This window comes from Nonomuraea sp. NPDC050202 (genome assembly GCF_040656115.1).
GTDB lineage: Bacteria > Actinomycetota > Actinomycetes > Streptosporangiales > Streptosporangiaceae > Nonomuraea.
Genome location: NZ_JBFALF010000015.1, coordinates 186,478 through 210,966, shown reverse-complemented (window position 1 = coordinate 210,966; position 24,489 = coordinate 186,478). Strand labels below are relative to the sequence as shown.

Annotated in this window: 30 protein-coding genes and 1 pseudogene; 12 read left to right on the top strand and 19 right to left on the bottom strand. The window is 69.9% G+C overall.

Annotated elements, in window-relative coordinates:
• Positions 1 to 327 precede the first annotated feature (327 nt).
• The gene (locus AB0I79_RS33745; protein WP_357881770.1) at positions 328 to 1,257 is read right to left on the bottom strand and encodes a hypothetical protein; all 930 of its coding nucleotides are present in this window, start codon (positions 1,255 to 1,257) and stop codon (positions 328 to 330) included.
• Positions 1,258 to 1,490: 233 nt separating this feature from the next.
• On the opposite strand from AB0I79_RS33745, the gene AB0I79_RS33740 reads away from it, so the two are divergent.
• Positions 1,491 to 1,892 carry a DUF6326 family protein gene (locus AB0I79_RS33740; protein ID WP_357881767.1) on the top strand — a complete coding sequence of 134 codons (402 nt, stop codon included), beginning with the start codon at positions 1,491 to 1,493 and terminating at the stop codon, positions 1,890 to 1,892.
• Between the two features lie 242 nt (positions 1,893 to 2,134).
• Here AB0I79_RS33740 and AB0I79_RS33735 read toward each other — a convergent pair whose 3' ends face one another.
• Positions 2,135 to 2,509, bottom strand: a complete 375-nt coding sequence (locus tag AB0I79_RS33735; RefSeq protein WP_357881764.1) for a hypothetical protein — start codon at positions 2,507 to 2,509, stop codon at positions 2,135 to 2,137.
• Positions 2,510 to 2,937: 428 nt separating this feature from the next.
• Between AB0I79_RS33735 and AB0I79_RS33730 the strand changes: the two genes are divergently transcribed.
• Positions 2,938 to 3,582, top strand: a complete 645-nt coding sequence (locus tag AB0I79_RS33730; RefSeq protein WP_357881761.1) for a dihydrofolate reductase family protein — start codon at positions 2,938 to 2,940, stop codon at positions 3,580 to 3,582.
• A 3-nt stretch (positions 3,583 to 3,585) separates the two neighbouring features.
• Positions 3,586 to 4,068, top strand: a pseudogene (locus AB0I79_RS33725) (GNAT family N-acetyltransferase); the annotation flags it as partial.
• A 38-nt stretch (positions 4,069 to 4,106) separates the two neighbouring features.
• On the opposite strand, the gene AB0I79_RS33720 reads toward AB0I79_RS33725, so the two are convergent.
• Positions 4,107 to 4,475 carry a hypothetical protein gene (locus AB0I79_RS33720; RefSeq protein WP_357881923.1) on the bottom strand — a complete coding sequence of 123 codons (369 nt, stop codon included), beginning with the start codon at positions 4,473 to 4,475 and terminating at the stop codon, positions 4,107 to 4,109.
• 167 nt (positions 4,476 to 4,642) lie between these two features.
• Between AB0I79_RS33720 and AB0I79_RS33715 the strand changes: the two genes are divergently transcribed.
• Together AB0I79_RS33715 and AB0I79_RS33710 are read left to right on the top strand one after the other, a co-directional pair.
• Positions 4,643 to 5,830: a cytochrome P450 gene (locus AB0I79_RS33715; protein ID WP_357881758.1), complete on the top strand. Its 1,188-nt coding sequence runs from the start codon at positions 4,643 to 4,645 to the stop codon at positions 5,828 to 5,830.
• The gene (locus AB0I79_RS33710; RefSeq protein ID WP_357881756.1) at positions 5,827 to 6,429 is read left to right on the top strand and encodes a TetR/AcrR family transcriptional regulator; all 603 of its coding nucleotides are present in this window, start codon (positions 5,827 to 5,829) and stop codon (positions 6,427 to 6,429) included. Before AB0I79_RS33715 ends, AB0I79_RS33710 begins: the two co-directional genes overlap by 4 nt.
• A 458-nt stretch (positions 6,430 to 6,887) precedes the next feature.
• On the opposite strand, the gene AB0I79_RS33705 is transcribed toward AB0I79_RS33710, so the two are convergent.
• The 9 genes from AB0I79_RS33705 to AB0I79_RS33665 all read right to left on the bottom strand — a co-directional run bounded on the left by AB0I79_RS33705 (position 6,888) and on the right by AB0I79_RS33665 (position 12,366).
• Complete coding sequence (locus AB0I79_RS33705; RefSeq protein WP_357881754.1) at positions 6,888 to 8,144, bottom strand: serine hydrolase domain-containing protein; 1,257 nt, start codon at positions 8,142 to 8,144, stop codon at positions 6,888 to 6,890.
• Positions 8,145 to 8,213: 69 nt separating this feature from the next.
• Positions 8,214 to 8,360, bottom strand: a complete 147-nt coding sequence (locus tag AB0I79_RS33700) for a hypothetical protein (RefSeq protein ID WP_357881921.1) — start codon at positions 8,358 to 8,360, stop codon at positions 8,214 to 8,216.
• 80 nt (positions 8,361 to 8,440) lie between these two features.
• Positions 8,441 to 8,563: a hypothetical protein gene (locus tag AB0I79_RS33695; RefSeq protein WP_357881918.1), complete on the bottom strand. Its 123-nt coding sequence runs from the start codon at positions 8,561 to 8,563 to the stop codon at positions 8,441 to 8,443.
• A gap of 116 nt (positions 8,564 to 8,679) precedes the next feature.
• The gene (locus AB0I79_RS33690; RefSeq protein WP_357881751.1) at positions 8,680 to 9,204 is read right to left on the bottom strand and encodes a hypothetical protein; all 525 of its coding nucleotides are present in this window, start codon (positions 9,202 to 9,204) and stop codon (positions 8,680 to 8,682) included.
• Positions 9,205 to 9,412: 208 nt separating this feature from the next.
• On the bottom strand, positions 9,413 to 10,432 hold the full coding sequence (locus AB0I79_RS33685) for a DUF4331 family protein (RefSeq protein WP_357881749.1): 1,020 nt from the start codon (positions 10,430 to 10,432) through the stop codon (positions 9,413 to 9,415).
• Position 10,433: 1 nt separating this feature from the next.
• Positions 10,434 to 10,598, bottom strand: a complete 165-nt coding sequence (locus tag AB0I79_RS33680) for a hypothetical protein (RefSeq protein WP_357881747.1) — start codon at positions 10,596 to 10,598, stop codon at positions 10,434 to 10,436.
• Between the two features lie 197 nt (positions 10,599 to 10,795).
• Positions 10,796 to 10,981 (bottom strand): universal stress protein, encoded by a 186-nt coding sequence (locus AB0I79_RS33675; protein WP_357881744.1) that lies wholly within the window; start codon positions 10,979 to 10,981, stop codon positions 10,796 to 10,798.
• Positions 10,982 to 11,048: 67 nt separating this feature from the next.
• Positions 11,049 to 11,579: a hypothetical protein gene (locus tag AB0I79_RS33670; protein WP_357881741.1), complete on the bottom strand. Its 531-nt coding sequence runs from the start codon at positions 11,577 to 11,579 to the stop codon at positions 11,049 to 11,051.
• A gap of 358 nt (positions 11,580 to 11,937) precedes the next feature.
• Positions 11,938 to 12,366, bottom strand: a complete 429-nt coding sequence (locus AB0I79_RS33665; RefSeq protein ID WP_357881738.1) for a hypothetical protein — start codon at positions 12,364 to 12,366, stop codon at positions 11,938 to 11,940.
• Positions 12,367 to 12,705: 339 nt separating this feature from the next.
• Between AB0I79_RS33665 and AB0I79_RS33660 the strand changes: the two genes are divergently transcribed.
• On the top strand, positions 12,706 to 15,189 hold the full coding sequence (locus AB0I79_RS33660; protein WP_357881736.1) for a hypothetical protein: 2,484 nt from the start codon (positions 12,706 to 12,708) through the stop codon (positions 15,187 to 15,189).
• Between the two features lie 436 nt (positions 15,190 to 15,625).
• Here the strand turns inward: AB0I79_RS33660 and AB0I79_RS33655 are convergent, their stop codons facing one another.
• Positions 15,626 to 15,772, bottom strand: coding sequence for a hypothetical protein (locus AB0I79_RS33655; RefSeq protein ID WP_357881734.1), 147 nt, complete (start codon positions 15,770 to 15,772; stop codon positions 15,626 to 15,628).
• 398 nt (positions 15,773 to 16,170) lie between these two features.
• Here AB0I79_RS33655 and AB0I79_RS33650 point away from each other — a divergent pair, with 398 nt between their 5' ends.
• The 4 genes from AB0I79_RS33650 to AB0I79_RS33635 all read left to right on the top strand — a co-directional run bounded on the left by AB0I79_RS33650 (position 16,171) and on the right by AB0I79_RS33635 (position 18,147).
• Positions 16,171 to 16,530, top strand: a complete 360-nt coding sequence (locus tag AB0I79_RS33650; RefSeq protein ID WP_357881731.1) for a hypothetical protein — start codon at positions 16,171 to 16,173, stop codon at positions 16,528 to 16,530.
• A gap of 213 nt (positions 16,531 to 16,743) precedes the next feature.
• Entirely contained in the window at positions 16,744 to 17,268 is a 525-nt protein-coding gene (locus tag AB0I79_RS33645; RefSeq protein WP_357881728.1) for a DUF4386 domain-containing protein, read from the top strand.
• 17 nt (positions 17,269 to 17,285) lie between these two features.
• Positions 17,286 to 17,486, top strand: a complete 201-nt coding sequence (locus AB0I79_RS33640) for a DUF4386 family protein (protein WP_357881725.1) — start codon at positions 17,286 to 17,288, stop codon at positions 17,484 to 17,486.
• A 61-nt stretch (positions 17,487 to 17,547) separates the two neighbouring features.
• On the top strand, positions 17,548 to 18,147 hold the full coding sequence (locus AB0I79_RS33635) for a DUF4386 family protein (protein ID WP_357881722.1): 600 nt from the start codon (positions 17,548 to 17,550) through the stop codon (positions 18,145 to 18,147).
• 179 nt (positions 18,148 to 18,326) lie between these two features.
• Here the strand turns inward: AB0I79_RS33635 and AB0I79_RS33630 are convergent, their stop codons facing one another.
• The 4 genes from AB0I79_RS33630 to AB0I79_RS33615 all read right to left on the bottom strand — a co-directional run bounded on the left by AB0I79_RS33630 (position 18,327) and on the right by AB0I79_RS33615 (position 21,608).
• Positions 18,327 to 19,160 (bottom strand): NAD(P)H-binding protein, encoded by an 834-nt coding sequence (locus tag AB0I79_RS33630; RefSeq protein ID WP_357881719.1) that lies wholly within the window; start codon positions 19,158 to 19,160, stop codon positions 18,327 to 18,329.
• 519 nt (positions 19,161 to 19,679) lie between these two features.
• Positions 19,680 to 19,958 carry a hypothetical protein gene (locus AB0I79_RS33625; protein WP_357881716.1) on the bottom strand — a complete coding sequence of 93 codons (279 nt, stop codon included), beginning with the start codon at positions 19,956 to 19,958 and terminating at the stop codon, positions 19,680 to 19,682.
• Positions 19,959 to 20,087: 129 nt separating this feature from the next.
• Positions 20,088 to 20,426 carry a hypothetical protein gene (locus AB0I79_RS33620; RefSeq protein ID WP_357881713.1) on the bottom strand — a complete coding sequence of 113 codons (339 nt, stop codon included), beginning with the start codon at positions 20,424 to 20,426 and terminating at the stop codon, positions 20,088 to 20,090.
• Between the two features lie 297 nt (positions 20,427 to 20,723).
• A complete protein-coding gene (locus AB0I79_RS33615; protein ID WP_357881710.1) occupies positions 20,724 to 21,608 on the bottom strand; it encodes a helix-turn-helix domain-containing protein in 885 nt (294 codons plus the stop codon).
• 109 nt (positions 21,609 to 21,717) lie between these two features.
• Here AB0I79_RS33615 and AB0I79_RS33610 point away from each other — a divergent pair, with 109 nt between their 5' ends.
• Both AB0I79_RS33610 and AB0I79_RS33605 read left to right on the top strand, forming a co-directional pair.
• Complete coding sequence (locus AB0I79_RS33610) at positions 21,718 to 22,017, top strand: hypothetical protein (RefSeq protein ID WP_357881707.1); 300 nt, start codon at positions 21,718 to 21,720, stop codon at positions 22,015 to 22,017.
• 240 nt (positions 22,018 to 22,257) lie between these two features.
• The gene (locus tag AB0I79_RS33605) at positions 22,258 to 22,644 is read left to right on the top strand and encodes a hypothetical protein (RefSeq protein ID WP_357881704.1); all 387 of its coding nucleotides are present in this window, start codon (positions 22,258 to 22,260) and stop codon (positions 22,642 to 22,644) included.
• A gap of 93 nt (positions 22,645 to 22,737) precedes the next feature.
• Here the strand turns inward: AB0I79_RS33605 and AB0I79_RS33600 are convergent, their stop codons facing one another.
• Both AB0I79_RS33600 and AB0I79_RS33595 read right to left on the bottom strand, forming a co-directional pair.
• Complete coding sequence (locus tag AB0I79_RS33600) at positions 22,738 to 23,751, bottom strand: hypothetical protein (protein WP_357881701.1); 1,014 nt, start codon at positions 23,749 to 23,751, stop codon at positions 22,738 to 22,740.
• Positions 23,752 to 23,981: 230 nt separating this feature from the next.
• Positions 23,982 to 24,257 carry a hypothetical protein gene (locus tag AB0I79_RS33595; RefSeq protein ID WP_357881698.1) on the bottom strand — a complete coding sequence of 92 codons (276 nt, stop codon included), beginning with the start codon at positions 24,255 to 24,257 and terminating at the stop codon, positions 23,982 to 23,984.
• Between the last annotated feature and the right edge of the window lie 232 nt (positions 24,258 to 24,489).

Below are 24,489 nucleotides of genomic sequence, written 5' to 3'. Positions count from 1 at the left end.
GGTGACGTGCCCGTTGGGATCGGTGACCTTGTGCTGGCGGCCGAGCCGGTCGTAGGTGGTCGTAGGTGGTCGTGGTGGTGGCCCAGGGGGGCGCCGCGGTGAGCTTGACGCGCGAGCCGGTGCGCTCGCCCCTGGTTGCCGGGGCGGCACCGTAGGCGCCGCCGTCGTAGGCGTACTCCTCGCGGCTGACCTCGGCCCCGGTGCACGCGGTGCCCGGGTAGCGGGTCACCGAGGCCGGGACGTCGAGCAGCCACAGGGCCACGTTGGCCGCCGGCGCCGTCCACGTGCAGCGCTCGTCGCCGGTGACGTGGGTCCAGCCGTGCTCGATCACCCGCTCGGGCGTGCCGAGCAGGCCGTTGTAGACGGTCTGGGTACGCCGCCTGACGTGCCCGCCGGAAGGGTCGCGGCGGCGTTCGACCTCGTCGTTCGGGGCGGCGAACCAGGCGTCGTCGAGCGGGTCGGCGCCGGGCGCGTCCACCGTGCGGTGCGCGTGGTAGCCGCGCACGGTGCCGGTCTCGACCGTGCCGTCGGTACGCAGGGACTGCTCGTCCAGGATCTGCGGAGTGGCGTGGCTACGCCGACGCGATGGTCGTCCAGGGCGACACGCGCACGCAGTACCGGCTGTTTCGTGGCATGAACGCCGACCGGCTGGCCGGTGACCCGTTCCCCGGGCCAGGCTCGCGCGTGTCCAGGCTCTCCAGCCTCGACGGCACAGCCGTTCGCGCAGGGACTGCCGCCGGGCTCGTACGAACATCCCCAGGCGAGCACCGCGGCGATGCAAGCGAAACCCAGCAGGACCTGCCACCAGGGCGTCACCGGGACGTCCGGCCGGACCAGCGGCGTCAGGAACGGCACCAGCACGCACCCGGCCACGATCGGGCTGGCCACCGCCACGCGCCGGTGCGCCGCGACGGTGAACAGCGCGATCAGCGCCACCCCCGCGGCCGACATCGAATAGACGCTGAACGCCACCGCGACCGCCGCGAAGCCGACCGGCCAACGCCGGCGCAGCCACACCCCCAGGCAGCTCAGCCCGCCGAGGGCGGCGTCCACCGCGAACGGCACCGGTGCGGGATGCTGGCCGAGGCCTTCCACCACGCCGAGCGCCGTGAGGCCGATGGCCAGCAGGAACAACGCCACATCGGCCGCCCGGTCGCGCCTGGTGTGTCCGGCCGGGCGCGCCGGGACGGGTTCGGGGCCGCTGAGCGCGCTGGCGGGGACCAGGATCCGATGGTCCAGGCCTGCCGGGGTCGTCACGATCAAAGGGTACGGCCGCTCCCGGTCCAGCGGAATCCGACCAAAGTAGATTCCGTCCCGCCAACCTTCGGCCATCCGGGCGCCGACCTGCGGCCGTAGCGATGCGCCCGCCCCTCGCGCCAGCCTGTTCTCATCACCGGTACGGGCAGCTTCCGTCATCGTCGGCAGCCGCGCGGAACCGGCCGGGAATCCCCGGACCCCGTCCAACGACCCAGAAAGGCGCCGAGGCCGACATGAGTGACGTGCGGGCAAGACTCTCCACCCTGTGGATCGTCGTCATGTTCACCATGCTCTACGCGGATGTCCTCAGTTTCCTGGACGCCGGGTTTCTGCGGGGGCTCATGGCGGGGCATGCCGAGGGCGTTCCCATCACCCCGCTGCTCTTGGTGGGATCCGCGGTCATGGTCGAGATCCCGATCGTGATGGTGGTGTTGTCGCGTGTGTTGAAACCGGCGGTGGCCCGGCGGGTCACCTTGGTGGCGGTCCCGCTGACCGCGGCGTTCATCATCGGCGGCGGATCGGTGAAACCCCACTACCTGGTCCTGGCCGCCGTGGAAGTGGTGTGCCTGGCCGTCATCCTGCGGCAGGCCTGGCGCATGGACACCTCGCCCGCCGTGAGCCGTCCGGCGGGATGAGGTTTCACCGATGCCGGGCCCGGCGGGCCTGAAGGCCGCCTCCGTCAGATGCGCGGGCCAGTCCACGCGTGCCTGGGCGCCCGGGGCGGTGGAACTCGGGGCACAGTGGCAGCGCCCCTCGTAAGATCACCGAAAGCGTTCCGCGTGCCCGTCTCTCGTGCTCGCCAGATCGCCTTGACCGCTTGCGAGCGGCGGCGGTTGAAGAAGCCGGCCCATGCTCACACGGCCCCCACGCAACGACTTCACCGGCCTTGACCAGGTCGAAGACCGGCTGATCGCTTTCGAGCGCCGTTACAACGAGACCGCAGCCGCTTCGGCCCGCACGTGCTCAACAGAGGCAAGTTCACCATCGGGTCGCCACCGGCGGTGACCACCGGGTCCAGCGAGCCGGCCGGCCGAGGCTGGTAGTAGCGGGCGGCCGCGACGTCGGCGACCGTCAGCAGCGCCGCCGCCGCGGCGTCCGGCGCGGTCAGAAAACCCTCGAAGAAGCGCGGATTGGCCGTCTCGCCGGCCGGGGTGGCGCCGCCGGAGGTCTCCAGCGCCAGCGTGCGGCCCACCGCCGACTCGTGCACGGCCGACTCGTGGAGGTAGGCGTAGGTCTGCATCAGTGAAGTCACCCGCAAACGCTACGGCCCTTTCTCGATCTGCCCACCCTCGCGCTTCCCCGCTGCCGACCGCTGTCAGACGTGCACCACGGCGGTGCGGCCGTGGCCTCGGCTGCCGCCGACTCACACCTTCCGTACATGGTCGCCCTCGCGGCGGATCAGCACCGGCCCGCGATACTGAGTGCAGAAATTGGCGGTAGCCGGCTGATCGACCGCGCCGGTAACAAGCGGTTGATCGTTTAGTTTCGCGGCTTGTGGCCGAGCATCTACCTGAGGAGCAGGTGAGCCGGTATGACGGGTTTCCGACCTCGCGCGAACCTGCGGCAGTAGCGTGCGGCTGTCGCCGTGCGGATCGAGGCAGATCCGTGCACGACCGATGAGATCGGCGCCGCGGTCCGGTCGAACCGAACGACGACCCCCGCGCGAAGGGAACTGCGACCATGAAACTGACGACTGTCACGAACGTCTCCGTCGACGGAGTGACGCAGGGACATCGACGGATTGATGCAGGGATCCGGCGCGAAGTCGGCGCGCCGGACGAGGACGGCAGCGGCGGATTCGAGCGCTTCGGATGGGCCCCGCCACTGCTCGACGACGAGACCTCGACGTTCATCAGCCAGACCTTCCAGCGCGCCGACGCGTTCCTGTTCGGTCGGCGGACCTACGAGATCTTCGCCGGCTCCTGGGGAGCAGGCATGGATCCGTCAAACCCCGTCGGAGAGGCGTTGAACACGCGGCCCAAGTACGTCGCCTCGACCACGCTCACCGAGCCGCAATGGACGCACACGACCGTTCTGTCCGGTGACGTCGCCGGCGCCATCGGCGAGCTGAGAGCCGAGCCGGGCGGTGAGCTGCAAGTGTGGGGCAGTGGCACCCTGATTCGCTGGCTGCTCAAACACCGGCTGGTCGACGAGATCGTGCTGCTCACCTATCCCGTGGTCGTCGGCCAAGGCACGCGGCTCTTCCCCGCCACCGGCTCGGACGTAGGACTCGAGTTGGTCGACTTGCAGTCCACCCCGAAGGGGCTGACGATCCAGACCTACCGCACCACCGGTCGCCCGCAGTACGAGACCGCTACGACCTGAAGCATGCAGGAGTCCGGGCCCACCTGGACCAGCAACTTCGCCGACGGCCAAGGCCCGCGGCCATCCAGGAAGGGCCACGAGCGCCGGACGCCGCCGGCCGGAACGCCGTTGGCCGAGGCTTATCGTGATCCAACACTGCGTCGTTGGACGAACCCTGTCGAGAGCTTCGATGATGCGGTGCAGTGGCTGGAAGTCCAAAGATCCGGTTGGGCGACCGGGGAACGGCTGAGCTTCGCCGTATATGAAGGTCGAAGCGGGGTCGGCGAGGGCCAGTTGGCTGCCAACGTGGTCCTCAAGCGGACCGGTTCCCATCCGGAATCTGCAGAGGTCGGCTACTGGACGGCAGCGCATGCCCGAGGCCGGGGGGTGGCCCCTCGCGCCCTCGAAGCTCTCACTGTCTGGGCCTTCGACGCCTTCGCGGTGGAAGGCCTGGAACGTCTCGAACTGCTCCATCACGTGGACAACCTCGCGTCGTGCCGCGTTGCCGAGAAGGCTCGATACCAGTTTCTCCAGGTCCTTCCTGCTCAGCCGCTCATGCTGGGGGCGAGCTGGGTCAGGGTCTGGCGGCGGAAGTTGGTGAGTTCATCGATCGTCTGCTCCGCCTGTGCCAGTCGCTCCTTGAGCTTGGTGTTCTCTGTCTTGAGGCGAGTGATCCGGGCGTCGCGCGGATCGGGGCTCTCTCCGGCTTGCTGCAATGCCTGAAACCGTCGCTTGAACTCGACGCGGAAGTGAGCGTAGGGGCGCGTGCCGTAGAAGGCGGTGCGATCGACGCCCGCTTCGCCGGCGAGCGTCTTGACGTCGCACTTTCCGCCAGGTGGGCTTTCGCCCCGCAGGAGGCAATCATGGCGGCGCGGATGCGGGTTTTCGTTCCCGGTTCGTTGAGCTGCGGTCATTCTCACGTGTTGTCCGTCGATCTCGGCAATGCCGCGCAGCGCCCGGTCGTGGTCGGCGGCGAGTCGGGCACTTCCACCTTCGATCTACACAACCTCTAAGTGTTAGGCCGCCTTTCACTTATCTGCTACGTTGTGCCAAACAATCTGATCACGAAAGGGGATGGGCGATGACGCAGGCGCCGGAGTTGTCGCTGGAGATGCGGCGGGACGGACTCGACCCGGTCGAGGAACTGGCCCGGGCTCGGGACGGTGAGGGTGTGGTACAGGTGGTGACGCCGTTCGGCCAGCCCGCGTACCTGGTTCTCCGGCACGAGGATGTGCGCGAGGTGCTCTCGGATCCGACCCGGTTCAGCAACGCCATGACACCGTTCGCCGCGGCCGGTGAGATGAGCCAGGAAGAGCAGGACAAGCTGCGGGCCGGGTTTCTGCTCGCGTTCGACCCGCCGGAGCACACCCGGTTGCGGCGGATGCTCACCCCGGAGTTCACCATCCGCCGGATGCGCCGGCTGGAGCCGCGCATCGTGGAGATCGTCGAGGCGGCGCTGGACGATCTGGAACAGGCCGGCAAGCCGGCCGATCTGGTGGAGCACTTCGCGTTGCCCGTCCCGTCGCTGGTGATCTGCGAGCTGCTGGGCGTGCCGTACGCCGACCGCGCCGAGTTCCAGGAACGTTCCGTTCGCCTGTTGAACATCTCCTTGCCGGTCGAGGAACAGACCGCGGCGCTGCGGGAGAACCGCGCCTACATGGCCGGCCTGGTCGCCCGCGCACAGGCCGACCCGGGCGAGGACATGCTGGGCATGCTGGTGCGCGAGCACGACGACGATCTGAGCACCGACGAGCTCAACGGCATCGCGGCCCTGCTGCTGCTCGCCGGGCACGAGACGACCTCGAACATGCTCGGCCTGGGCACCCTGGCCCTGCTGCGACACCCGGACCAGCTCGCCGTGATCCGCGAGGATCCGACGCGGGCCGAGCCCGCCGTCGAGGAACTGCTGCGCTGGCTGTCCATCGTGCACTCGCCGTCACCGCGCACGACCACGACCGAGGTGGAGATCGCCGGCCACGCCATCCCCGCCGGTTCGCTGGTTCTCCTTTCGCTTCCCGCCGCCAACCGCGACGGCGGCCACATCGACAACCCCGACGCCCTCGACATCACCCGGGGCGCCCCCGGACACATCGCCTTCGGCCACGGCGTGCACCACTGCCTCGGCGCGCCGCTGGCACGCATGGAGATGCGCATCGCCTTCCCGGCCCTGCTGCGGCGCTTCCCCAACCTCACACTCGCGGACGAGCAGGTCGGCTACCGGATCTTCAGCACCGTCTACGGGTTGAACTCGCTACGGGTGACCTGGTGAGAGCCGACGCAGTCCGCAACCATGAGCGCATCGTCGGCGCCGCAGTGCTGGCGTTCGAGGAGATCGGGCCCCAGGCGACGCTCGAGGAGATCGCCGCACGCGCGAACGTGAGCGTGATGACGGTCTACCGCCGCTTCCGCTCGCGTGACCAACTCGTCCGGGCCGTCTTCGACCATGTCCTCACCACCGAGCTCCAGCCCATCACAGCGGCACACACCGACGACCCGTGGCAGGACCTCACCGGGATGCTCGAGGCAGTCACCGAGGTACTCGCCCGGCGGCGGGTCATCATCTCACTCGCCCACGAGTTCGTGACGTTCGCGAACGAGAGCACGCAGCTCTTCGTGCAGGCCATCGAACCCATGCTGCGCCGGGCCATCGACGCGGGCGTGGTGCGACCGGAACTGCTTCCTCGCGATCTGACGGTGCTCACCGTCATGAACCTGGCCACGGTCCACCCCGGAGATCCCCAGGGCGAGGACCGCAGGCGCTACCTCGCCCTGCTCATCGACGGCCTGCGCCCATCACCGGTCACCCTGCCACCACCCTCGCCGCATGACTTCTTCGAGCCACCCGGCGCCGACGAACCGGCGTCCTAACCACTCGAAGCTCAAAGCACCGATATCCATCTCCCCCATCGACCTCGACGGCTCGCCGTTCTCCAGCAGAGGCCGCTGGTGTCCTGCGCTGAAATTCGTCGGCAAGCTCGGGCGAGGGCTTCGAGGATCTCTCCGGCGGTCTTCTTCCACACGAATGGCCGCGGGTCGTCGTTCCAGTGAGCGATCCGATCTCGGATGTCTTGGGGGTGGCAGGTCAGCCACGCCTTGATCACAGCCCGCGCAGGAGGCAGGCCATGGTGACGACGGCAACGCAGGAAGTGGCGGTCTTGTCCTGACGGGTGGCCAGGCCGCGAAAGTGCCTGATCGAGCGGCCAGTGACCGTTCGAGCGCGACGGAGTGGTCCAGGTCGTCTCCGGCCCTCGTCATGGCCCGCGAGCTCTGGGCGGCGGCGCTGTGGCGGGCCGCCGATCGGTGACCCGCCCGCGCCGCGCCGCCGGTCACGGTGTGGCCGTGCCCCCGTCCACGCCGATCGCCGAGAGCGGCCGTGCCGCCCTGGTCGCCGCCCCCGCGTCAGGCCCGCACGCCGCCTCCAGCAGGTGGTTCCCGATCGCGAAGTCGATGGCGTGCGTGACAGGACTACCGTTCTCGTCGAGCTGCTGGTAGTTCCGCAGGTTGGTGCCGAAGGCGAACTGGTGGTCGCCGCCGGTGTCGGAGAACGCGAAGGTCTGCATGCCGGGGATGCTCCCGTCGTGCCCCCAGAACCTGCCGCACGGCAGGTCGAGGGGGAAGATCCCCAGACCGTAGTCGATCACGGCGCCCGACAACGACCGGACGGGCACGGTCTTGTGCATCTCGGCGAGCAGAGTCGCGTCGAGCAGCTCGCCGCGCAGCAGCAGCCGGAAGAAGCGGTTGAGGTCCTCCATCGTCGAGGCGACCGCACCCGACGTCCAGGCCCAGGACATGTTGTAGACGCTGTAGTCCTTGGGCGGGTCGAAGTAGCCGAACAGCGCCTCGTACGCCTTGGAGCTCGGCCCAGGCAGGTACGGCGTACGCGGGAACGACGTGTTCCGCAGCCTGGCCTTCCGGAAGACGTGGTCGGTGAGGTACCGCTCGGCACTCGTGCCCGTCACCTTCTCCAGCAGCAGGCCGGCGATGACGAAGTTCGTGTTCGAGTACGACCCGGGTGTCACCCCCGGCTGCCCGGTCGCGGGGGCGCCGAGCCCCGCCCGCGCCAGCTCCTCCGGCGGGAAGGCGCGGAAGCGGTTGGCGTCCAGGCTCTCGACCGTCGGGAAGAGCACCTCGGTGTGGTTGGCGATGTGGCTGGTGTGGTTGAGCAGCATGCGTACGGTGATCTGCTGCCCGCGCTCACCCGGGATCAGGTCCGGCAGGTAGCGGCCGATGGGGGCGTCGAGCTCGATCGTGCCCTTGGCGACCTGCTGCAATACGCCAACGGCGACGAACGACTTGGTGATGCTCCCGGCCCGGTGCACCATCTCGGGCCGCATCGGGCGGCGGGTCTCGACGTCGGCGACGCCCGCGGCGCCCTTCCAGCTCCGCCGGCCGTCCGCGACGTTCGAGGAGATGCCGTACATGCCGGCCTCGTGCACGGCGTCCAGCGTCTGGCGCAGCCGCTGCCGGTCGAGGCCGCCGTCCTCGGCGGCGGCCGCGGGTGCCGCCGCCGCCGCGAGCAGGGCGGCGGCCAGGGTCGCGGCTCCCAGCCGCGAGGCGAACGTGCTGAATCGACGAATGGTCATGGCGCCCAGCATGAGCCTTCCGCTCGGCGGAGGTCAGTGCGCTGTGTCACGGGTCCCGCATGACAGAAGTCAGCTCTCACACCAGGCCGGCGTGTGGCCGTCGTCGGCGGTGGATTCGGCGTCGCGGGTGTTCCAGGCGTCGACGGGCAGGCGGGTCTCCGCGTCGATGACGAGGGTGGCGTAGCGGCGGGAGCGGCGCAAGGCGAAGTCGTCCACGGCGAGCACCCCTGGCGGCGCGACGGCGCGGGGACGATGGCGATCACCGGCCGCGCCACGAGGCGGGCGGTCAGCGGTGCTCAGCCACGGGGCACGACCTCGATCTCGTACACGCGGGCCACGTCGAGCGCGTTGCCGGACGGGTCGGAGATCGACAGGCGCACCTGGTCGGCCGTCACCGAGGCCGGGACGCGGACGGTCACAGTGATGGAGCTTCCGCGCCGGCCACACCTCCACAGCGCTCCTGCCTGCAGCCCGAAACCTTGACCACCTGTCCTTGGGGCGAGACCCCTGCGTTTGACGCGGTACAGACTTGCCCTCAATCCACCAGATCGGGCAGGGGACGGCGCACGGCCGCATGCTGGTCGAACGTGATCCCCAGGCGCATGACCATCTGCGGGTACCGGCCCGAGCAGAGCTCCTGGCGCAGGAACTCGCGCAGATGGTGCATCTCCAGCGCCTGGGTGTGGAAGGCGGCGCTGACTCCGTGCGCGCAGGCGTGCAGCGGGACCCGTTGCAGGGCCTGCCCGGCGGCGATCCACGCCTCGCGGGTGTCGCCGCTGGTGGTGAGCAGCGTCACGACACCGGTGGAGCTCGCTTCGGTGTCGTGACGCGTGCCCCAGTCGTGCCGCCAGGCGAAGTCGCGTTGAGGTAACCGCGGATCGGTGCCGGCCGAGTCGGCGGGATGGGCGTCGGCGGGGACGCCGTCCTTGCGGGCGCTGCCCGGCGGGTGGGCCCAGCGGATGACCTCGAGGTTGAGTACCCGGTTCTGCGCCTGGATGTTCTGGGCCGCCTCGGCGTCTGTGGGACCTCGGCACCACCATCCTGCGCTGACCACGGTCATGAGGCACGGCGGAGATCCCCGGCGATCGGTGGGTGAGGCTTCGAACTGCATGTATGGGCTCGTCGACCGGCGTCGCTGTCCGCCGTGGCGACAGTGCCGTGCTCGACGAGCAGCATCTCCTGTCGAACACCCCCTCCGGCACGATCACCGTCAACCTCGGTACCGGCGCCCCCACCGAGGCCGAGCGGATCGGCGCGCACGTCGCACGTCAGGAGGTGGCTGCCGGGTGCGGGTCGCCGAGGTACGGAAACCGGTCCAGGGTGTCGGTGTGCGGCGTCAGCCCGGTGGGCGGGGCCTCGTTCTTGGTGAGGAACGCGACGCGGATGTCGATGACGTCTTCCACGAATGTCCGGCCATTAGGGTACGCGGCTGGTTTGGACGGGTCGAAGCGCAGTACATCCGGCAGGAGGCCGTGCTCGTCGAGCGCGGTGATCGCCTCCTCACGCGAGTAGCCGCCGGTGTGGCCCAACAGGTGGACGAACTCGTCCGTCCACCTGGTCCGGTCGTTGACCGGCTCGCTGGCGTTGTACTCCTCCTTCGTGTCGTCGGTGTTGAAGAAGCTGCTCATTGACGGGTGTCCGGCTCGGTCGGCGTGGACGAGTTCGCCGTCGCGCAGGACGCTGCACCGGCCCCAGATGTGCAGCTCGGGGTTGGGCGCCAGCTCCGCGGCCGGCAGTTCGATGGCCAGGGAGAAGACGTTGGCCGTGCTGTTGGAGTCGACGCCGGTCCACGGGGACTTCCCGCCCAGGTGCGGTGCGGTGAAATTCCGGTTGCCGCTGGTGTCGAAGAGATTCTTGATTCCGTCGAAGTCGAAGAAGAAGGCGTCACTGCGGCTACCGGCGGCCACCTCGTAGCCGCCGCTGCTGACCACGTTGGCCTGGGGGCCAAAGGAAACGGCGGCGTCCGACACGATCTTGGTGCCGACCGCCTCCGGCCTGCGGGACTCCGCACCGGTTGCCATGAAGACGCTGTAGGTCTGAGAGCCGTCGGATGCCGGCGGGCTGAAGACCCAACTGGATGCGACGTCGGTCAGGTAATCGCCGTCGTTGTCGATGTTCAGGCGGTATACGGCGTCAGGGTGGAGGGCGTCCGCGTTGGGATTGGCGTTGAGGATGAGAACGATCCTGCTCGGATCGCCGGGTGCGCCGAAGGCGTAGAGGTCGCACAGGTCGAGGCGCTGGTCGCCGAGTGGCGGCCCGAGGCTGAGGCCGGTGAAGTGGTTGGACATGTCAGATCCCTCCGTTGCTCGCTCGCCGGAAACCGCTGGAGCGCTCCAGTCGGCCCACGGTCCTGTCAGTCCGCTGGTGGCCGAGGTGGGGCGCTGTGTCGAGCAGTGCATCGGCGAGCCGATCTCGCTGTGCCCGGTCGCGGATCTGGTCCGTGATCGTGGTCATGTGGTCCCCTTCGCACGCCAGGGGGAGGTGGAATGTCTTCCCGCCGCTCACCCGCGGTAATCCTCCGCGGCAGGACCGGAGCAGCCCAGTCGATCACGAGGTCATGGATCGGGGACCACCTGCGCGTTCGGTCAGTCGTACCCGATCTCAGGGGGCCGCCGGCCTGCGCCGTATCCCAAGTTGACGGTCGTCGTCGCTCATGGTCTCACCGTGAACGAAACGAGATCTTGGCCGTAGCGGTGGGGCCGGGTGGGCGAGCGCGACGCCGCGCGCGGCATCGCGTGCGCCACCAGCAGCGGCACCGCACGCTGGGCCGCCTTCCGGGCCGCCCAGCCGACGGCCTCGAGCCCGGCCCTCGAGCCATCCACTCCCACGAGGATCATGATTTCTCCTTCAGGTCGACGAAGATCCGCCCGCCCTGAGGGCTGGGCGGGCGGGTGGCCGGGGCGGCTACTTGAGCCACGGGGTGCGCTGGACGACGGGCAGGTTGCCGAGTCCGAGGGTGGTGCCGGCGCCGGCCAGGGCCAGGCCGATGAGGACGATCGAGTAGACGAGGTGGTCGTCCATGAAGGGGTTGGTGGTCAGGGGCAGCTCGGCCGCCCACATCAGGAGCAGCATCGCGGTTCCGGCGCCGGCGGCGATGCGAGTGCCGATGCCGAGCACGAGCGCCAGGCCGACTCCGGCCAGGCCGGCCATGAACAGCCAGTCCACCCACGCCTGCCCGGCCAGGCCGGTGAAGAAGCCGCCGAGGGCGTGCTCGCCGGTGCCCTTGAGGAAGCCGGTCGCCGGGCTGCCGCCGTTGATCCAGGCCTTGGCCGCCGGGGTGGCGAAGCCGAAGCCGAAGGTCTTGTCCAGGAAGGCCCAGAGGAAGACCCAGCCGATCGAGATCCGGGCGACGGCCCAGACGTAGTCGGCCGGGGTCTTGTGCTCCGCCTTGGCCGCGCTGGTGTGCATCACAGGCTTGTCGATGGTGGTGGCCATGGCGGGCCTCCCCTTCCTGTCCTGCCGTGCGTCCTGGTCTCACCTCCATCACACCGGCTGCGGCCGCCGGCGCTCAGTGCCGTACGGCCCGAGGCCTGAGGACCTTGGTCCTCCCCCACGCCAGGATCGGACGGCGGGGGGCAAGGGACACGTCGGCAAGCGCAGCCGGCGCTGCTCAACCTGCGCACGGCCCTGCAGGATCGTGTGCATGTGCCGGGCGAGCGGTGCGGGTGCGGGTGCGGCCGGCTCCGGTGATGCGGTGTAAGAGCCCCGGCTCGGCGGGCCGGCGGGGACAACCGCATGCCCAGCCGCACGGCGGCACCGTCCATGAAGGACACACCGTCGGCCAGGCGGCGCGTCAACCAGCCCCCCCTCCGGCCGCGGCAGGCGGTGGAAGGGACGCGTCGGCGAGAAGCCGTGCGGGAATGCCCGGTCCACGGTCGCTGACCTCGCGGAGCACGACGCGGTCCGCGCACCACGGAGCCAGCCGGCCTCCTCCGCCACCATGCGTTGCGGCGTTGACCGCGCGTTCGCCGACCGCCAGGAGGAAGTCGTCGAGGCCCTTGCCGGGGGCCGACAGCAGCACCTTGCGGGCGCCGGCCTTCAGGCGACCGGCCAGGGCGTCCCGGGTGCGGAAGCGGCCGGTGGCGGCGGTGACGGGCAGGTCCAGCGGCCCGTACGTGGAGTCGCGCCTGAGCAGGTGTGCTCGGATGCGTGAAACACCCGCCGAGTGGGACGGACCGGCCTCTGCCCGGCCGGGCGGCTCGCCATGGTGACTGCCGGCCACCCGCCAGCGGCTACCAGCCCAAAGCCGCCTACGACCTCTACCGCAAATTGATCGTCGACTGCTGAGCGCACCTCGACTCGTACCGGAATGCGCACGGCCGTGACGATCACCGATCGTGGCCGAACGGCGTACGGACTGGGGCGATGGGTGCCCCCGGAACACCCGGCGGTCATCGCATTGACGGGCGACGCTCGCGAGGTTACGGTCAGGACCGTTATTGCGCACAAATGAACGCCATCATGGAGGTGGTGCTGTGCAGATCCTCGAGAACAGTCCCTCATCGGGAGCGGAGCGGCAGCGGGCCCGTCGCCGCTCGGCCCAGGTGGAAGGCTGAGGCGCGTGAGGCGCGCCCTGCTGTGCGGATCGGCCGCGACGGCGCTGCTGGCGGCGCTGCTCACGGCGCTGCCAGGAGCGTCGGCGTCCGCGGCCGACCTACGGATCGTCAACGACGACTTCGACGACGGGCTCACCGGGTGGAGCGGCTCGCACAGCCCGGGCGGCGTCGACCCGGTGCTCTGGGACGGACGCACCACCGCGCGCGTCACCGACGCCGACCCGGCTGCCGCCTACGGCAGGGAGAGCATGTCCGGCCTGCCCGCCACGGCCGGCACGCGCTACACCCTGAATGCGCAGGTATGGGCCGAGAGCGGCACCGCGCACCTGTATCTGCGTTTCAGGGACGCCTCCGGCCGTCTCCTCGCCGGCGGCGCGAACGCCTCGGCGACAGGCCGGCGGTGGAATCGTGTGACAACCTCGGGCGTCGCGCCCGCCGGCACCGCCACCGTCTCGGCCCTCGTCTACTCGGGCGTGGCCGACGTGGGCACCGCCTACTGGGACGAGGTGCTGATCACCAAGGACCTGACCGATCTGGGCGTGCAGATCGAGAGCAGCGCGCCCAACGCCACCACGTTCGCGGGCGGCAGCGCCTACGCCCTCTACACCGGCACCGCCGACGTCAACCCGCAGCTCGCGGAGGTCGACCTGGCCACCGGGAAGGTGACCAGGAAGATCACCATCCCGGACAGCGCGGCCACGCCCACCGTCGGCGGCTGGGCGGCGGCCACGGCCACCGACGGCAGCGTCTATCTCGGCACCTACCCGAACTCCAAGCTGTACCGGTACGTCCCCGGCCAGTCCACGGTCACCGATCTCGGGCGCGCGGAGGGCGGCTACTCGTTCGTCTGGGACCTGGAACCTGGAGCGGGCGGGAAGGTGTACGGCGGCACGTACAACGACGGCCGCTACTTCAAGTACGACGACGGCGCCTTCACCACGATCGGGACCGTGCCCGTCGTGGCCGGCGCGCAATACGTGCGCAGCCTCGCCCACGACCCGGACGCCAACGCCACCTACCTCGGCACCGGCACGGACGCCGGGCTGATCAGGTTCGACAACGTCACCGGCCAGGTGGACGACCTGCTTCCGGCCGCGTACGCGCACAACTCCATGGTGGGCGGGCTGACCTGGACCGGGGGCAGGCTGTTCGCCTGGATCGATCGCACACTGCTCGTCCTGCGGGTCGTCCGCGAGGCTGACGGCTCGTACGCCGCCGTCACCGACACCACCATCACCGACGTGGACCTGCGCCATTCGCCGGCCCGCGACGGCAAGGTCTGGTTCGTCAAGGAGGGGGTGTTGCACTCCTACGACGTGGGCACCAGGTCCGTGCAGGCAACCTCCGTCCGGCCCGGGCTCGACGTCACCGGGTACACCTGGTCCGGCGGCACCCTGGTCGGGCTCGGCGCGACCGTGGACGGCACCAGGATCTTCACCTACGACCCGGCGACCGGCGGCTCCAGCAGCAGGCTCGTCTCCGGCGCCCCCGTGCTGCCGGCCGCGATCAACGCGCTCGGCGCGGGCCCCGACGGCCGCGTCTACACCGGCGGCTACCTGACCGGCGGCACAGGCATCCACGACCCGCTGCGGAGCGACGGCGACGACAGCCGGCCCGACACACCGACGCTGGGCGGGCTCAGCCAGACCGACAGCGTGCTGGCCCACGACGGCCGGCTCTACCTGGGCGCCTACCCGTCGGCCAAGCTCTACGGCTACGTCCCCGGGGGCTCCTGGCCGCCCGCGCTCCTGTACACCGGCGGCGCGGCGGGTGACAAGGCCGACGACTGCGAGCCGGGCAAGGGACCGCCGCCGCAGGACCGGCCGTACGCGCTCGCCGGCGGCCCGGACGGCACCGTCTACATGGGCACGGTGCCGAAGTACGGCAAGCGGAGCGGCGCCCTCACCGTCTGGAAACAGGGCACGGCCGGGCGAACCCTCTGCGTGGTGCCGGACCAGTCCGTCGTCTCGCTGGCCTACGCGGGAGGCAGGCTGTTCGGCGGCACCTCCACGCGCGGCGCGCTGGGCGTGGATCCCGTCTACGCGCCGGGCGCGTCGGCCACGCTCTTCTCCTTCGACCCCGCCACCGGCGCCGTGAGTCTGCACCCCCTCCCCCTGACGGCGCCCAAGGCCGTCACGGCCCTGGCGGAGGTGGACGGCGAGCTGTGGGGCCTGGCGGGTGGCTCGCTGTTCACCCTCGATCCCGCACAACCCGGGACGATCACGGCGAAGCGGCTGTTCGCCGACCCCGACTACGCCGCCAAGCCGAGCCTCGCCTGGCGTGACGGGGTGCTGCTGACCGTGGACCAGGACCCGGGTCACGTGTACGGCACCCTCGGCGACCAGGTCTTCCGCATCGACAGGTCGACGAAGACGGCGACCGTGCTGCTGACGGTGGCGGGGATGGAAGGGCTGACGGCCGACGGCTTCGGCAACCTCTACTACAAGATCAACGAGCGGCTGTACCGGTTCGCGGTCCCGCGGCCGTGAGAGCCCCCTGCCAAGAAAGCGAACCCATGCGAAGAGCCTTCACGGCGTTACACGCGGTCTTGACGGGGGCGGTGCCTGCCGGGTCGTCCTGCCCGCGCAGGCCTGGCACGAGTACTACCTGACCATCCACGGTTACGGCGGCGTCGTCCACGGCGACGGGTCCGTGCATCCTTCGACGTTCAAGGTCGCCGACCCCGCGGACTTGAAGCGAGCACTCCATCGACGTGGACAAGCTGCTGCTGGACAACGCCGACCTCGCGTGGAACGGGATCGGCCACATCGCCCCGGTTTTGGCGGCAGTGAGCAGGCGCAGGCCCCGTGGGCCGATCTCGTCGCGGCACACCTCCAGCCCGGCCGCGGTGCATGGGGTGGCGAGCCGGCCGGCGGCGAGGCGGAACTGGGGGTAACTGCTGACCTGTTGGGTCCAGGAAGCAGGTCAGGAGCCTGTCGGCCGGGTGAGGTCGCGGTAGGTGATGACCAGGCTCCCGCCCTCGTCCAGGGCTTCGACGATGCCCGCGAGCAGGGCGATCACGTCGTCCCTCGGGCGGCAAGCGGTTACCGCTCCTACCAGGAGTCTGCTCAACTCGGCAGGATCTCGGCCCGGCGACTCGTCCGGCGGGCTCCGGGGAGTCCAGCCTGCGACGGTCCGACGTTTTCTTGGCCGGGGCGTACAGGGCTGGCATGCACGAAACGCGACAGGAGCATCGGTGTCCGAATGAGTGAGCTGACGGCGGAGAGCCCGTCGCGTTGCCATGCCTGCGGAGGCACCTTGGTTCGCCAGGTGAACCAGTTCATCATGACGGCCTGCTGTGCTGGGATGCCGAGTTCCGCTGCGAGTGCTGCTGTGGTCCTCCATCGAATCCGGACCGGTTCACTTGGGCCCCCTCTCCCGCCATCGGGCCTGCCGCAGTTATCGGCTGTGCTGATGCCTCTTGATCGAGCGGGGGCACGGTTGTTCCCTTCACCGGAATGAGGCCCACTGTGGCACACCTCGACATCACCAACCTGCACTGCGTCAAAACCCGCGACGGCTTCGGAGGGGACGGCGACGAGGTCGACGTCTACCTCAAAATCGACGGCGGGGCCGAGCGGCACGTGTCCGGCCCGCACCGCCTGGACAAGTCCAGGAACGACGAGAACGTCACGCTCAACATCCACGAGCCGTTCACCACCGAGGTCCTGGTCCGCCTTCGGGAGCGCAACGGCGACCGCGGCGGCTGCAACGATCTCGACCTCGGGATCCAGGACATCGGCCCGGCCGTCCAGGGCGCCCGTGACCTTTCCTTCAGCGGCAACAACGGGCGGGTGGTCTACACCGCGAGGATCGGCCTCTCGGTCTGATCCTGGCCCGCGCGAGACACCACCGCTCCGGCTGCCGCCAGCGGCCGGAGCGGCTCATGAGAAGAACCTGAGCAGGCTTCTGTCCCACTCGTAGAGCGAGAGCTGCCGGAGCCGGGGCGCCCGATTCCTGCCAGAGCCGTCCGGCATGGACCGGCCACGAAAGGCATCGGCATGGCGACCAACGTGCACATTCCGGCGCCGGCACGAGGCCCGATGGACGCGATGAGGAGGACCGCGCTCGTCGCGGGGCTGCTCTACTTGATCACCATTGTCACCTCCCTTCCCGCGCTCGGCTTCGTCGCCGCGCGCGTCCTGGAAGCCGCCATCATCGTCGCCGGCATCACCAGCCTCCTGGCCGTCGTGACCCTGCGGCAGGCCGCGGCCGCCGGAGCCGACACCGATTCGCTCATCACCACCGGCACCGCGCTCGTCGCGATCCACAACGGGACGTTCCTTCTCGGGCCCGGCTTCATCCCGGCCGTGAACGCCCTGTTGCTGGGCTCCCTGCTGTACCGGGCCCGGCTCGTGCCGCGCGTCATTCCCGTGCTGGGCCTCATCGGAGCGCCCCTGCTCCTGCTGTCCGCGGCCGCCGTGCTGTTCGGCCTCCACCCCCAGGTCTCCGTGCTGTCAGCCATGTCAGCCGTTCCGATCTTCCTGTGGGAGGGGTCGCTCGGCCTCTGGCTGGTCGTCAAAGGGTTCAAGCCCTCCCCCCTCACCGCCGCCACGGGGCGGTCGTGAACCACGCCGGCTGGTCCATGCGTGCGGCCAGTCTGATCGCGGGCATCGCCCTGCTGCTGATGACCGTCCTGGCCGTCTTCGCCGACTTCGCCGCCATCGAGGCTCTCATCACGCCAGGGGACGCGGCCAGGACGGCCGGCGACATCACCGGCTCCGAGACGCTGCTCCGCTGGGGCGTCGCCGCCTTCGTCCTGGTGGCAGCGGCGGCCGCCGGCTGACCACGCCACCAGGAGCGGGCCAGCAGGTCCAACCTCCTCCTCCAGAAAGGACGGCCCCGTCATGGCACCCCGGACAATCGCGGTCACGGTTGGAGCCCTGTTCATCTTCCAGATGGTCTCGGCCATGATCGGCACCACCCTCACCCAGGCGTTCACCGACGGCAACCCCGACCCTACGGCGCTGACGGCCGGCGTCGCGCTCATGATCTGCTCCGGCCTGGCCGTGGTGGCCATCGGCCTGCTCATGTACCGAATCCTGAAGGACTTCAACCAGAAGCTGGCCTTGTGGTACCCCGTCATGAGGGTCATCGAGTTCGCGGTCTCCGCCACCTGCGGCCTCTACCTGCTGACGCAGTTGCAAGCCGTCCCGAACACGATGTTGTGGGTGTACATCCCCACGGCCATCGGCGGCCTGGTCTTCACCTACCTGCTGTTCGTTTCACGCATCGTCCCGCAGCCGATCGCGGTCCTCGGACTCATCGGCTACGCCCTGCTGCTGCTGGGAGTGCCGCTGGACCTCCTCGGCGTCCTGGACATGAACGCGGGAGCGGGCCTGCTCCTGCTGGCGCCGGGCGGGTTGTTCGAAGTCCTGGTCCTGCCCATCTGGCTGTTCGCCAAAGGCTTCACCCTGCCTCAGCCGGCGCGGGTCCGCGCGGCGTAGTCAACCGGCAGGCCTGCCGGCATGTCGATGCCGGCTCCGGCCGAGTGTTGCGGCAAGGTGATCTGAAGCGCGGGTCATGGGACGGTGGCGGGCTGTTCCGACCTGTGAGCGGCGTGTGGTCGACGTGCTCTGGAGGGATCAGATCACCTGGTGACGAGCGCTCCGACAGGGTTTTGGCATTACCGGAAGGCCGCGGCGTTGCGCCTGGCCCAGTCGCCGAAGGTGGCGGGAGCACGGCCGAGGATCTTTTCGACATCGGGGCTTACGGTCTGTTCGCGGGTGGTAGGGGTGCCGAGAATGTCGAGGGTGGTGTCGGCCACCGGGGCGGGCATGAACGTGAGCATCTGGGCGCGGGCCTCTTCCCGGGTCTGGTCGATGAGGGTGACAGGCTCGCCGATGGCGTCCCCGATGGCGGCCGCGCGCTGGCGCGGGGTGGTTGGCGTGGGGCCGGTCAGTTCGTAGATCGCCTTCGAGTGGCCCGGCTGAGTCAAGGTGGTGGCGGCTACGGCGGCGATGTCGTCGGGGTCGATGACCGGGAGGCCGATGTCGCCGAAGGGCGCGGCGATCGTACGGGCTGCCTTGATGGAGGAGGCCCAGGCGTAGGCGTTGGAGGCGAAGCCTCCCGGGCGCAGGATCGTCCAGTCGGTGCCGGAATCCATGACGGCCTGTTCGAAGGCAGCGAAGGCCTGCCCGTGGGACAGGGAGTCCGGGCGGGTGGCCACTCCCTGGGAGGAGAGCAGGACGATCTTTCCGTAGGCCGCGAACGGGGTGACGACCCGAACTGGGTCGCCGGCCATCATCAGGTCTCCGCCGACGAGCAGGAAGACCGCATCCGCCGCGGACGGCAGGTCGGCGGACGGCTGGGAGAGGTCGGCGGCGATCGCGCGGACGCCGGGCGGTACGTCGCCATCGGAGATGCGGCGCGAGATGGCGGTCACCTCATGGCCCTGTTCGACGAGGATGCGGACCAGCGTGCGGCCGACATTTCCTGTGGCTCCCGTGACAACGATCATGATAGATCCCTCGATTCCCGAGTTAGTTAGTTGACTGACTTGCTTGCCTGAGAAGAAGCTAGCACAGATGTGAGCCGTAGAGTTAGTCAGGCGACTGACTTAAAGAATTCTGTCCGAGCACGCGTGGCACCTGGACCTGCTCACCAGCCGCCTGGACCAGCTCTCCGACCCCCGCGAGCGCCTGCAAGGACTGATCAACACCTGGGCGAGCCAGCGCGACCTCGCCGCCCGCTACGGCTGCCGGCGCGCAGACCGGAGCCCGTACTCGCCGCGCCCACCAGGCTCGCGGCCAGCAGCGCCAGCGTCAGCAGCGCCAGCCCGGCCAGCGCGCGCACCCATCGGGAGACCTCGACCCACGCGCCGGACCACGGGCGCCGCCGTTATCGTCATGACCTGCCCCGGCAGGGACACCTGGATCACGGGAGTGCACCGCGCCCCGGGATCGCCTGCGGCCGGCGAGTGCGAGCATGGCCGCGGGCTCGGCAGGTTCGCAAGCCCGGGCCTGCCGCAGTATGGAGATCAGCTGCCACCGTTGTCCTGATGTTGAGGCGTGGTCAGCGAGAACCAGGCCGAGCAGTGGAAGGCTCGCTGCGCCGTACGTACGGGGTGGCTCGCACGCTCCGGCCGGCCGCGCGGATCGCCGGCGAGACGGGCGGGCACGCCACCGCGATGGCGATCTCGCCGCACGCCGGGCTCCTGGCGGTCGGCCACGACGACGGCCGGACCGATCTGTACGACGTGCGCCTGACCGAGATCCCGGACCTCGTCCGGCGCCCCCTCTCTGAGGGGGGTCGGCACGATCAGGGGCACGCCTTCGAGGCGGTCACCCCGGCAGCCGGACGGCGCCGTGGTGCTGCATGCCGCCGCCCACGGCCGCCCGGGCTTGGACCAAGCGTCAGGCCTGGCTCAGCCCGGGCGGCCTGAACGTCAGCAGCCCCAGCTGTCGTGATAGACGCCGTAGACATTCAGGTAGTAGCCGAGTTCCACCTGCTTCCCCGCCGGGACGCAGAAATGCTGGTTGTCGGAGGACCTCCTGTAGGTGACCCAGATCTTTTCGCTGGTGTCCTTACAGTTGCGGTAGTACTCCGTTCCGCTCTTGGTGTAGTGGCCGCACGTATCGTCCGTGAGTGCAGTGGGCCGCATGCCGGTTGCCTGCGCGACGGCCGGCGTGCCGGCGCCGGCCGCGGCGGGAAGCGCGAGGGCTGCCGGGCCGAGGGTCAGGACGGTGGCCGCGGTCAGCAGGGCCGCCTTGAGCTGAGCGTGCATCGGACTTCTCCTTCTCGTGCTTGCGGTGGGTGTCCGTACGATCACCGCTGTGTGGCACAAGCGAAGCCGGGCGGCGAAGGTGTCCAACAGAGCCTTGGACGGACTCGGCCGGAACTGATCCACTCTGCGTTCCCCCTCGGACAGGGGCGTGCACCTCGAACTCGCGTGGCCCGGCCCGGAGCCGGGAAAGGTCTTCTGCGACCTTCACCAGCGACGCCACGTAACTTCACCGCGGCGAGCGGTATCTCCTCGGGGCGGCCTGAGGAAACCCACGGATTTCCTGTAGAAGACATGAGGTCAGGGTTTGCACAGGGTGCTGGCCGAGCCGGTGCCTGCCAGGCCCCTGACGATGACGGTGATCTGAAGGCAGCCCCGTTCGGCGAGCAGGATGTTGCCGAAGACCGCCTGGCCGTCGAACGAGGTGGTATACGGCACGCCCTTCGTTCCGGTGGCTGGACGGTGGGCCACGATCGATACTGTGCTGCCCCGTAGGTAGCTCAACCGGTCGCTGGGCGTGAACCTGCCCCAGGCGGCCCGGCAGCGGGGGGAGTAGCGAAGCTCGGCGACCCCGAGGAAGTGTCGGTCGCTGGTGTTGACCTCGATGCTGTCGATCGTGGCGACCGCCGCGTCATAGGAGCAGCCCGTCTCCTTGGGGTCGGCGTTGTCGCCAACCGGCACGCTGCTTCCCGCGAACCGCGCTACCGGCTCCGACGGGCGCGGCGCGGAGTCATCGCCGGCGAGTACGGCGACAGTGACGGTGACGGCGATCACAGTGAGCAGCGCGAGAGCTCCGAGCACAGGCAGCAGCGGCACTCGACGCGCCCGCGTCCGCTCACCCGTCGGCTCGGCGTGCGGCTCGGTAAGCGGTTCTGTAGTCGGCTCGGCGAACGGCTGCGGCTCGGGAAGAGGAGGTAGGCGGAGTTCGCTTCTGACCTCGTGCCAGCGGGCCCGCCACTGCTCGGCGTCACCTCCGCACGCCTCGACGTAGGCGAGCGTGACCTCAAGGGTCGGCAGCCGGTGACCGCGGGCCGCGTCGGCCAGGGTTGCCTTGGAGAAGTGCGCCTGCTCGGCCAGGCGGCGATAGGGGGGACTGCCCGCCTTCTCCCGCAGGGCCCGCAGCTCTGTCGCGAACCGCGCTACTGGCCCCTGCTCGGGGTCGACGGGACGTTCGGGACGCGGCATCGCGGAGCTCCCTCGCGGTTGTCCGGAATTCATTGTCCGGGCCCGGACGCGATGTCAGTCAATCGTCCGCCCCTATACACCTGGGTTCATCCGACAGAAGGGAGCAGTCATGCGACGACTGCTCATCGCCCTGGCCCTGACAACGACGGTGGTCACGGGCGTCACGGCGGCGGCCGGACCCGCGTCCGCAGCCGTACGCGGTCTTGACCTCCAGCGCGACGCCTGCGATCTGCAGGCTCCCGGCACCGTCATCAAGCTGCGGGCCTTCAACGTCAACGGATGGAGGTGCTACAACGGCATCTACGACCTCTGGATCAACATCAACACGGCATGCCGCCAGCGGTACGGCAACACCTCGAGCGCCTACTACCTGAACTACAACGACCCCTATTCCTGGCGCTGCACCTGACCCAGCCCGCCGGAAGCGTGGACTCCGCGCTTCCGGCACGGCACGCACGTCATCGCCCAGCCGCGGCGCAGGAGCCTCCGGCGGCCGCGACCAGGGCTTGGCAACAACTCCTCACCTACGTCTTCGCCCCACCCGACGCCGCCGCGGCGGCAGCCGCTGCTACTCGCTGGTACCGCTGTTGGCGGTACGGCTGTTCCCCCAAGGGCGGATCCGGACGCTGGCAGAGCTCCGCGCGATCACATGCTGCCCGAGTTCGAAGGGCTCGGCCGCCGGATCAACCAGGCCCGGCGGCGACTCATCCGGAAGCGATGGAGGCGGGCGCACTGGCGATCGAGCGTCGCCGACCATCAGCCGAGCTCCGCTCTCGCACGCCGGCATCTGGCCCGGCGCTGGAAGCCGAGCAGCCCGCTGTGTCGGGCGGGTGCGGCGGTGCTGGCACGTTTCGAGGACGAAGGGGCCGACGCCAGCGAGGTGCATCTGCACGGCCAGGACCTCGTCCACCAGGCCGACACCGCGCACCACACCGCGTTCGGCCTGAGAGATCTGCGCGGTCTCCCCCGCTGGATCGCAAAGTACGGCTACGCGCCGCACCTGGAGGTTGTGTCCCCACGACCACGGGTCCGTTGACCTGCCTGCAGCTTTCGACGCTGCGGCCGGGTGACCCCGGCCCGGTCCCCGTCCGGACCGCCGGGTGACCCGGTCTGGTCCCCATGCGGCGGGTCAGCCCGCTCGGCCGCCGTCGAGGTGGGCCTGTCGAGCCGCAGGCGGGTTGCCGTCGGAGACCCGCCCGGCTTTCAGGACGGCAACGGCGGCCAGGGCGGTGAGAGCCGCCAAGAGGGCCGCGGCGGCCAGGGTCAGAGCGTCCGGGCGGATGAGGGGCTGGGCGCGTAAGGCCTGCCAGGTGAGCAGGGCGATCAGGCCGGTGTGGCTGGTGGCCGCCACGCCGATCAGGCGAGCACGGAGGCGATCCTCCCGCAGGAGGGGATGGCGCGCCGCCAGCGCGGCCAGCAGCAAGGCGGCGATCAGCATGAACTGCAGGCCGTGCAGCCCGACGAAATGCGGGATCCGCAGGTCGCCGCCGGTGGTGCTCCACTGCGTGAGCGGCAGGCCGGGCCCGCCGTCGGGCACACCCACGCTGTGCCCGCTGCTCAGGAGGACCGTCTCGCCGCCGGTGGTCAGCGCGGTCTGCGCCGTTCCCCGCGCCGGGATGAGGAAGCCCAGGGCCATGCCGAGGACGGCCAGGCCGAGGCCGGTGTGGATCGCCCGGCTCATCGCGCGGTCGGCGTGCACCCGCTGGACGGCCAGGATGATGGCGAGCGCGAGGTTGGCCAGCATGATGCACAGCACGCCGTTGCCGAAGATGACCTGCATGACCCTCTCGGCGGAGGCGGTGGACTTGTTGAAATGGCTGAAGGTGCCACGGGCGGCCTGGATGGCGACGATGGCGGTGTCGACGAACCCGGTGACGGCGAAGACGGTGGCCAGTCCCGAGGTCCACCTCCTGCCCCGGTGGGGCAGGGACAACATCCAGGCGAGGGTGGTGCCGTAGACGGCCATCGACACCGCGAACTTGAACGGCTTGAGCCAGACGGGGGCGCCGAGCAGGACCCGGTCGTCGAACACGAGCCCGGCGGCCGAGACGACCAGCAGGAGCAGCATCGAGGCGACCATGAGCATCAGCGGCCGATGCCACCGCATCACCCGGCCGAGTGGCGCACGGAGAACAGGGGACATCGGACCTCCTGTGGACGACCTGAGCTACGGCCCAGACTCCCGGTCGCCGGCCCCGGCCACATTGCCGTACACCCCCTTGTCGCAGTGAGGTCAGCCCTACCGTCCAGGGACGTCGCCGTGGAGGTCCCGGACGGGAGGCGGCGATCCCGGCACGCGCGATCTCCGGCGCGGGAGGAGCTGCCGCTGTGGACATCTGGCGCCTGCGGGCACCGGCGTCCATTCGGCAGCGGTCAGGCTGCTGCGGCGTGGTTGCGGGCTTCCTCTGCTCCTTCGCTGGGCACGAAGCCAGCGATGAGTCCCTTGCACGTCTCGATGTCGCCGTTGCTGCCGAACACGCAGCCGGTGGGGCCGGTGGCGATGCCTTGGCCTTCCAGGTCTTCGATGTCGGCCTGCGCGGGCGTAGCGGCGGCCGTCAGGCCGGCCGCGGTGGCGGTGGTCGCGACGTTGGCGGCGGTGGCGGTGGTCGCGACGTTGGCGGCGGCTTCAGGCACTTGCTTGTGGCGCACCGACGGCCGGCACCGCCCTCCAGGGCGGCGGGCACGTGATCGCACAGGCAGCCGTGATGGGGGCGTCGCCCTCGCCCGAGCGAGGAGGCGGGCATGACGGCCGTGCGGTGACTTGATGTAGTGCGGCGTTTACATGGCGAAACGGCGGGGGTAGGCCAGTCATGGACTGTCAGGGCGCGTCCATGACCAGGGCATCGTGGCCGCTCAGCGGAGGGTGTGGTTCCGTCACCGC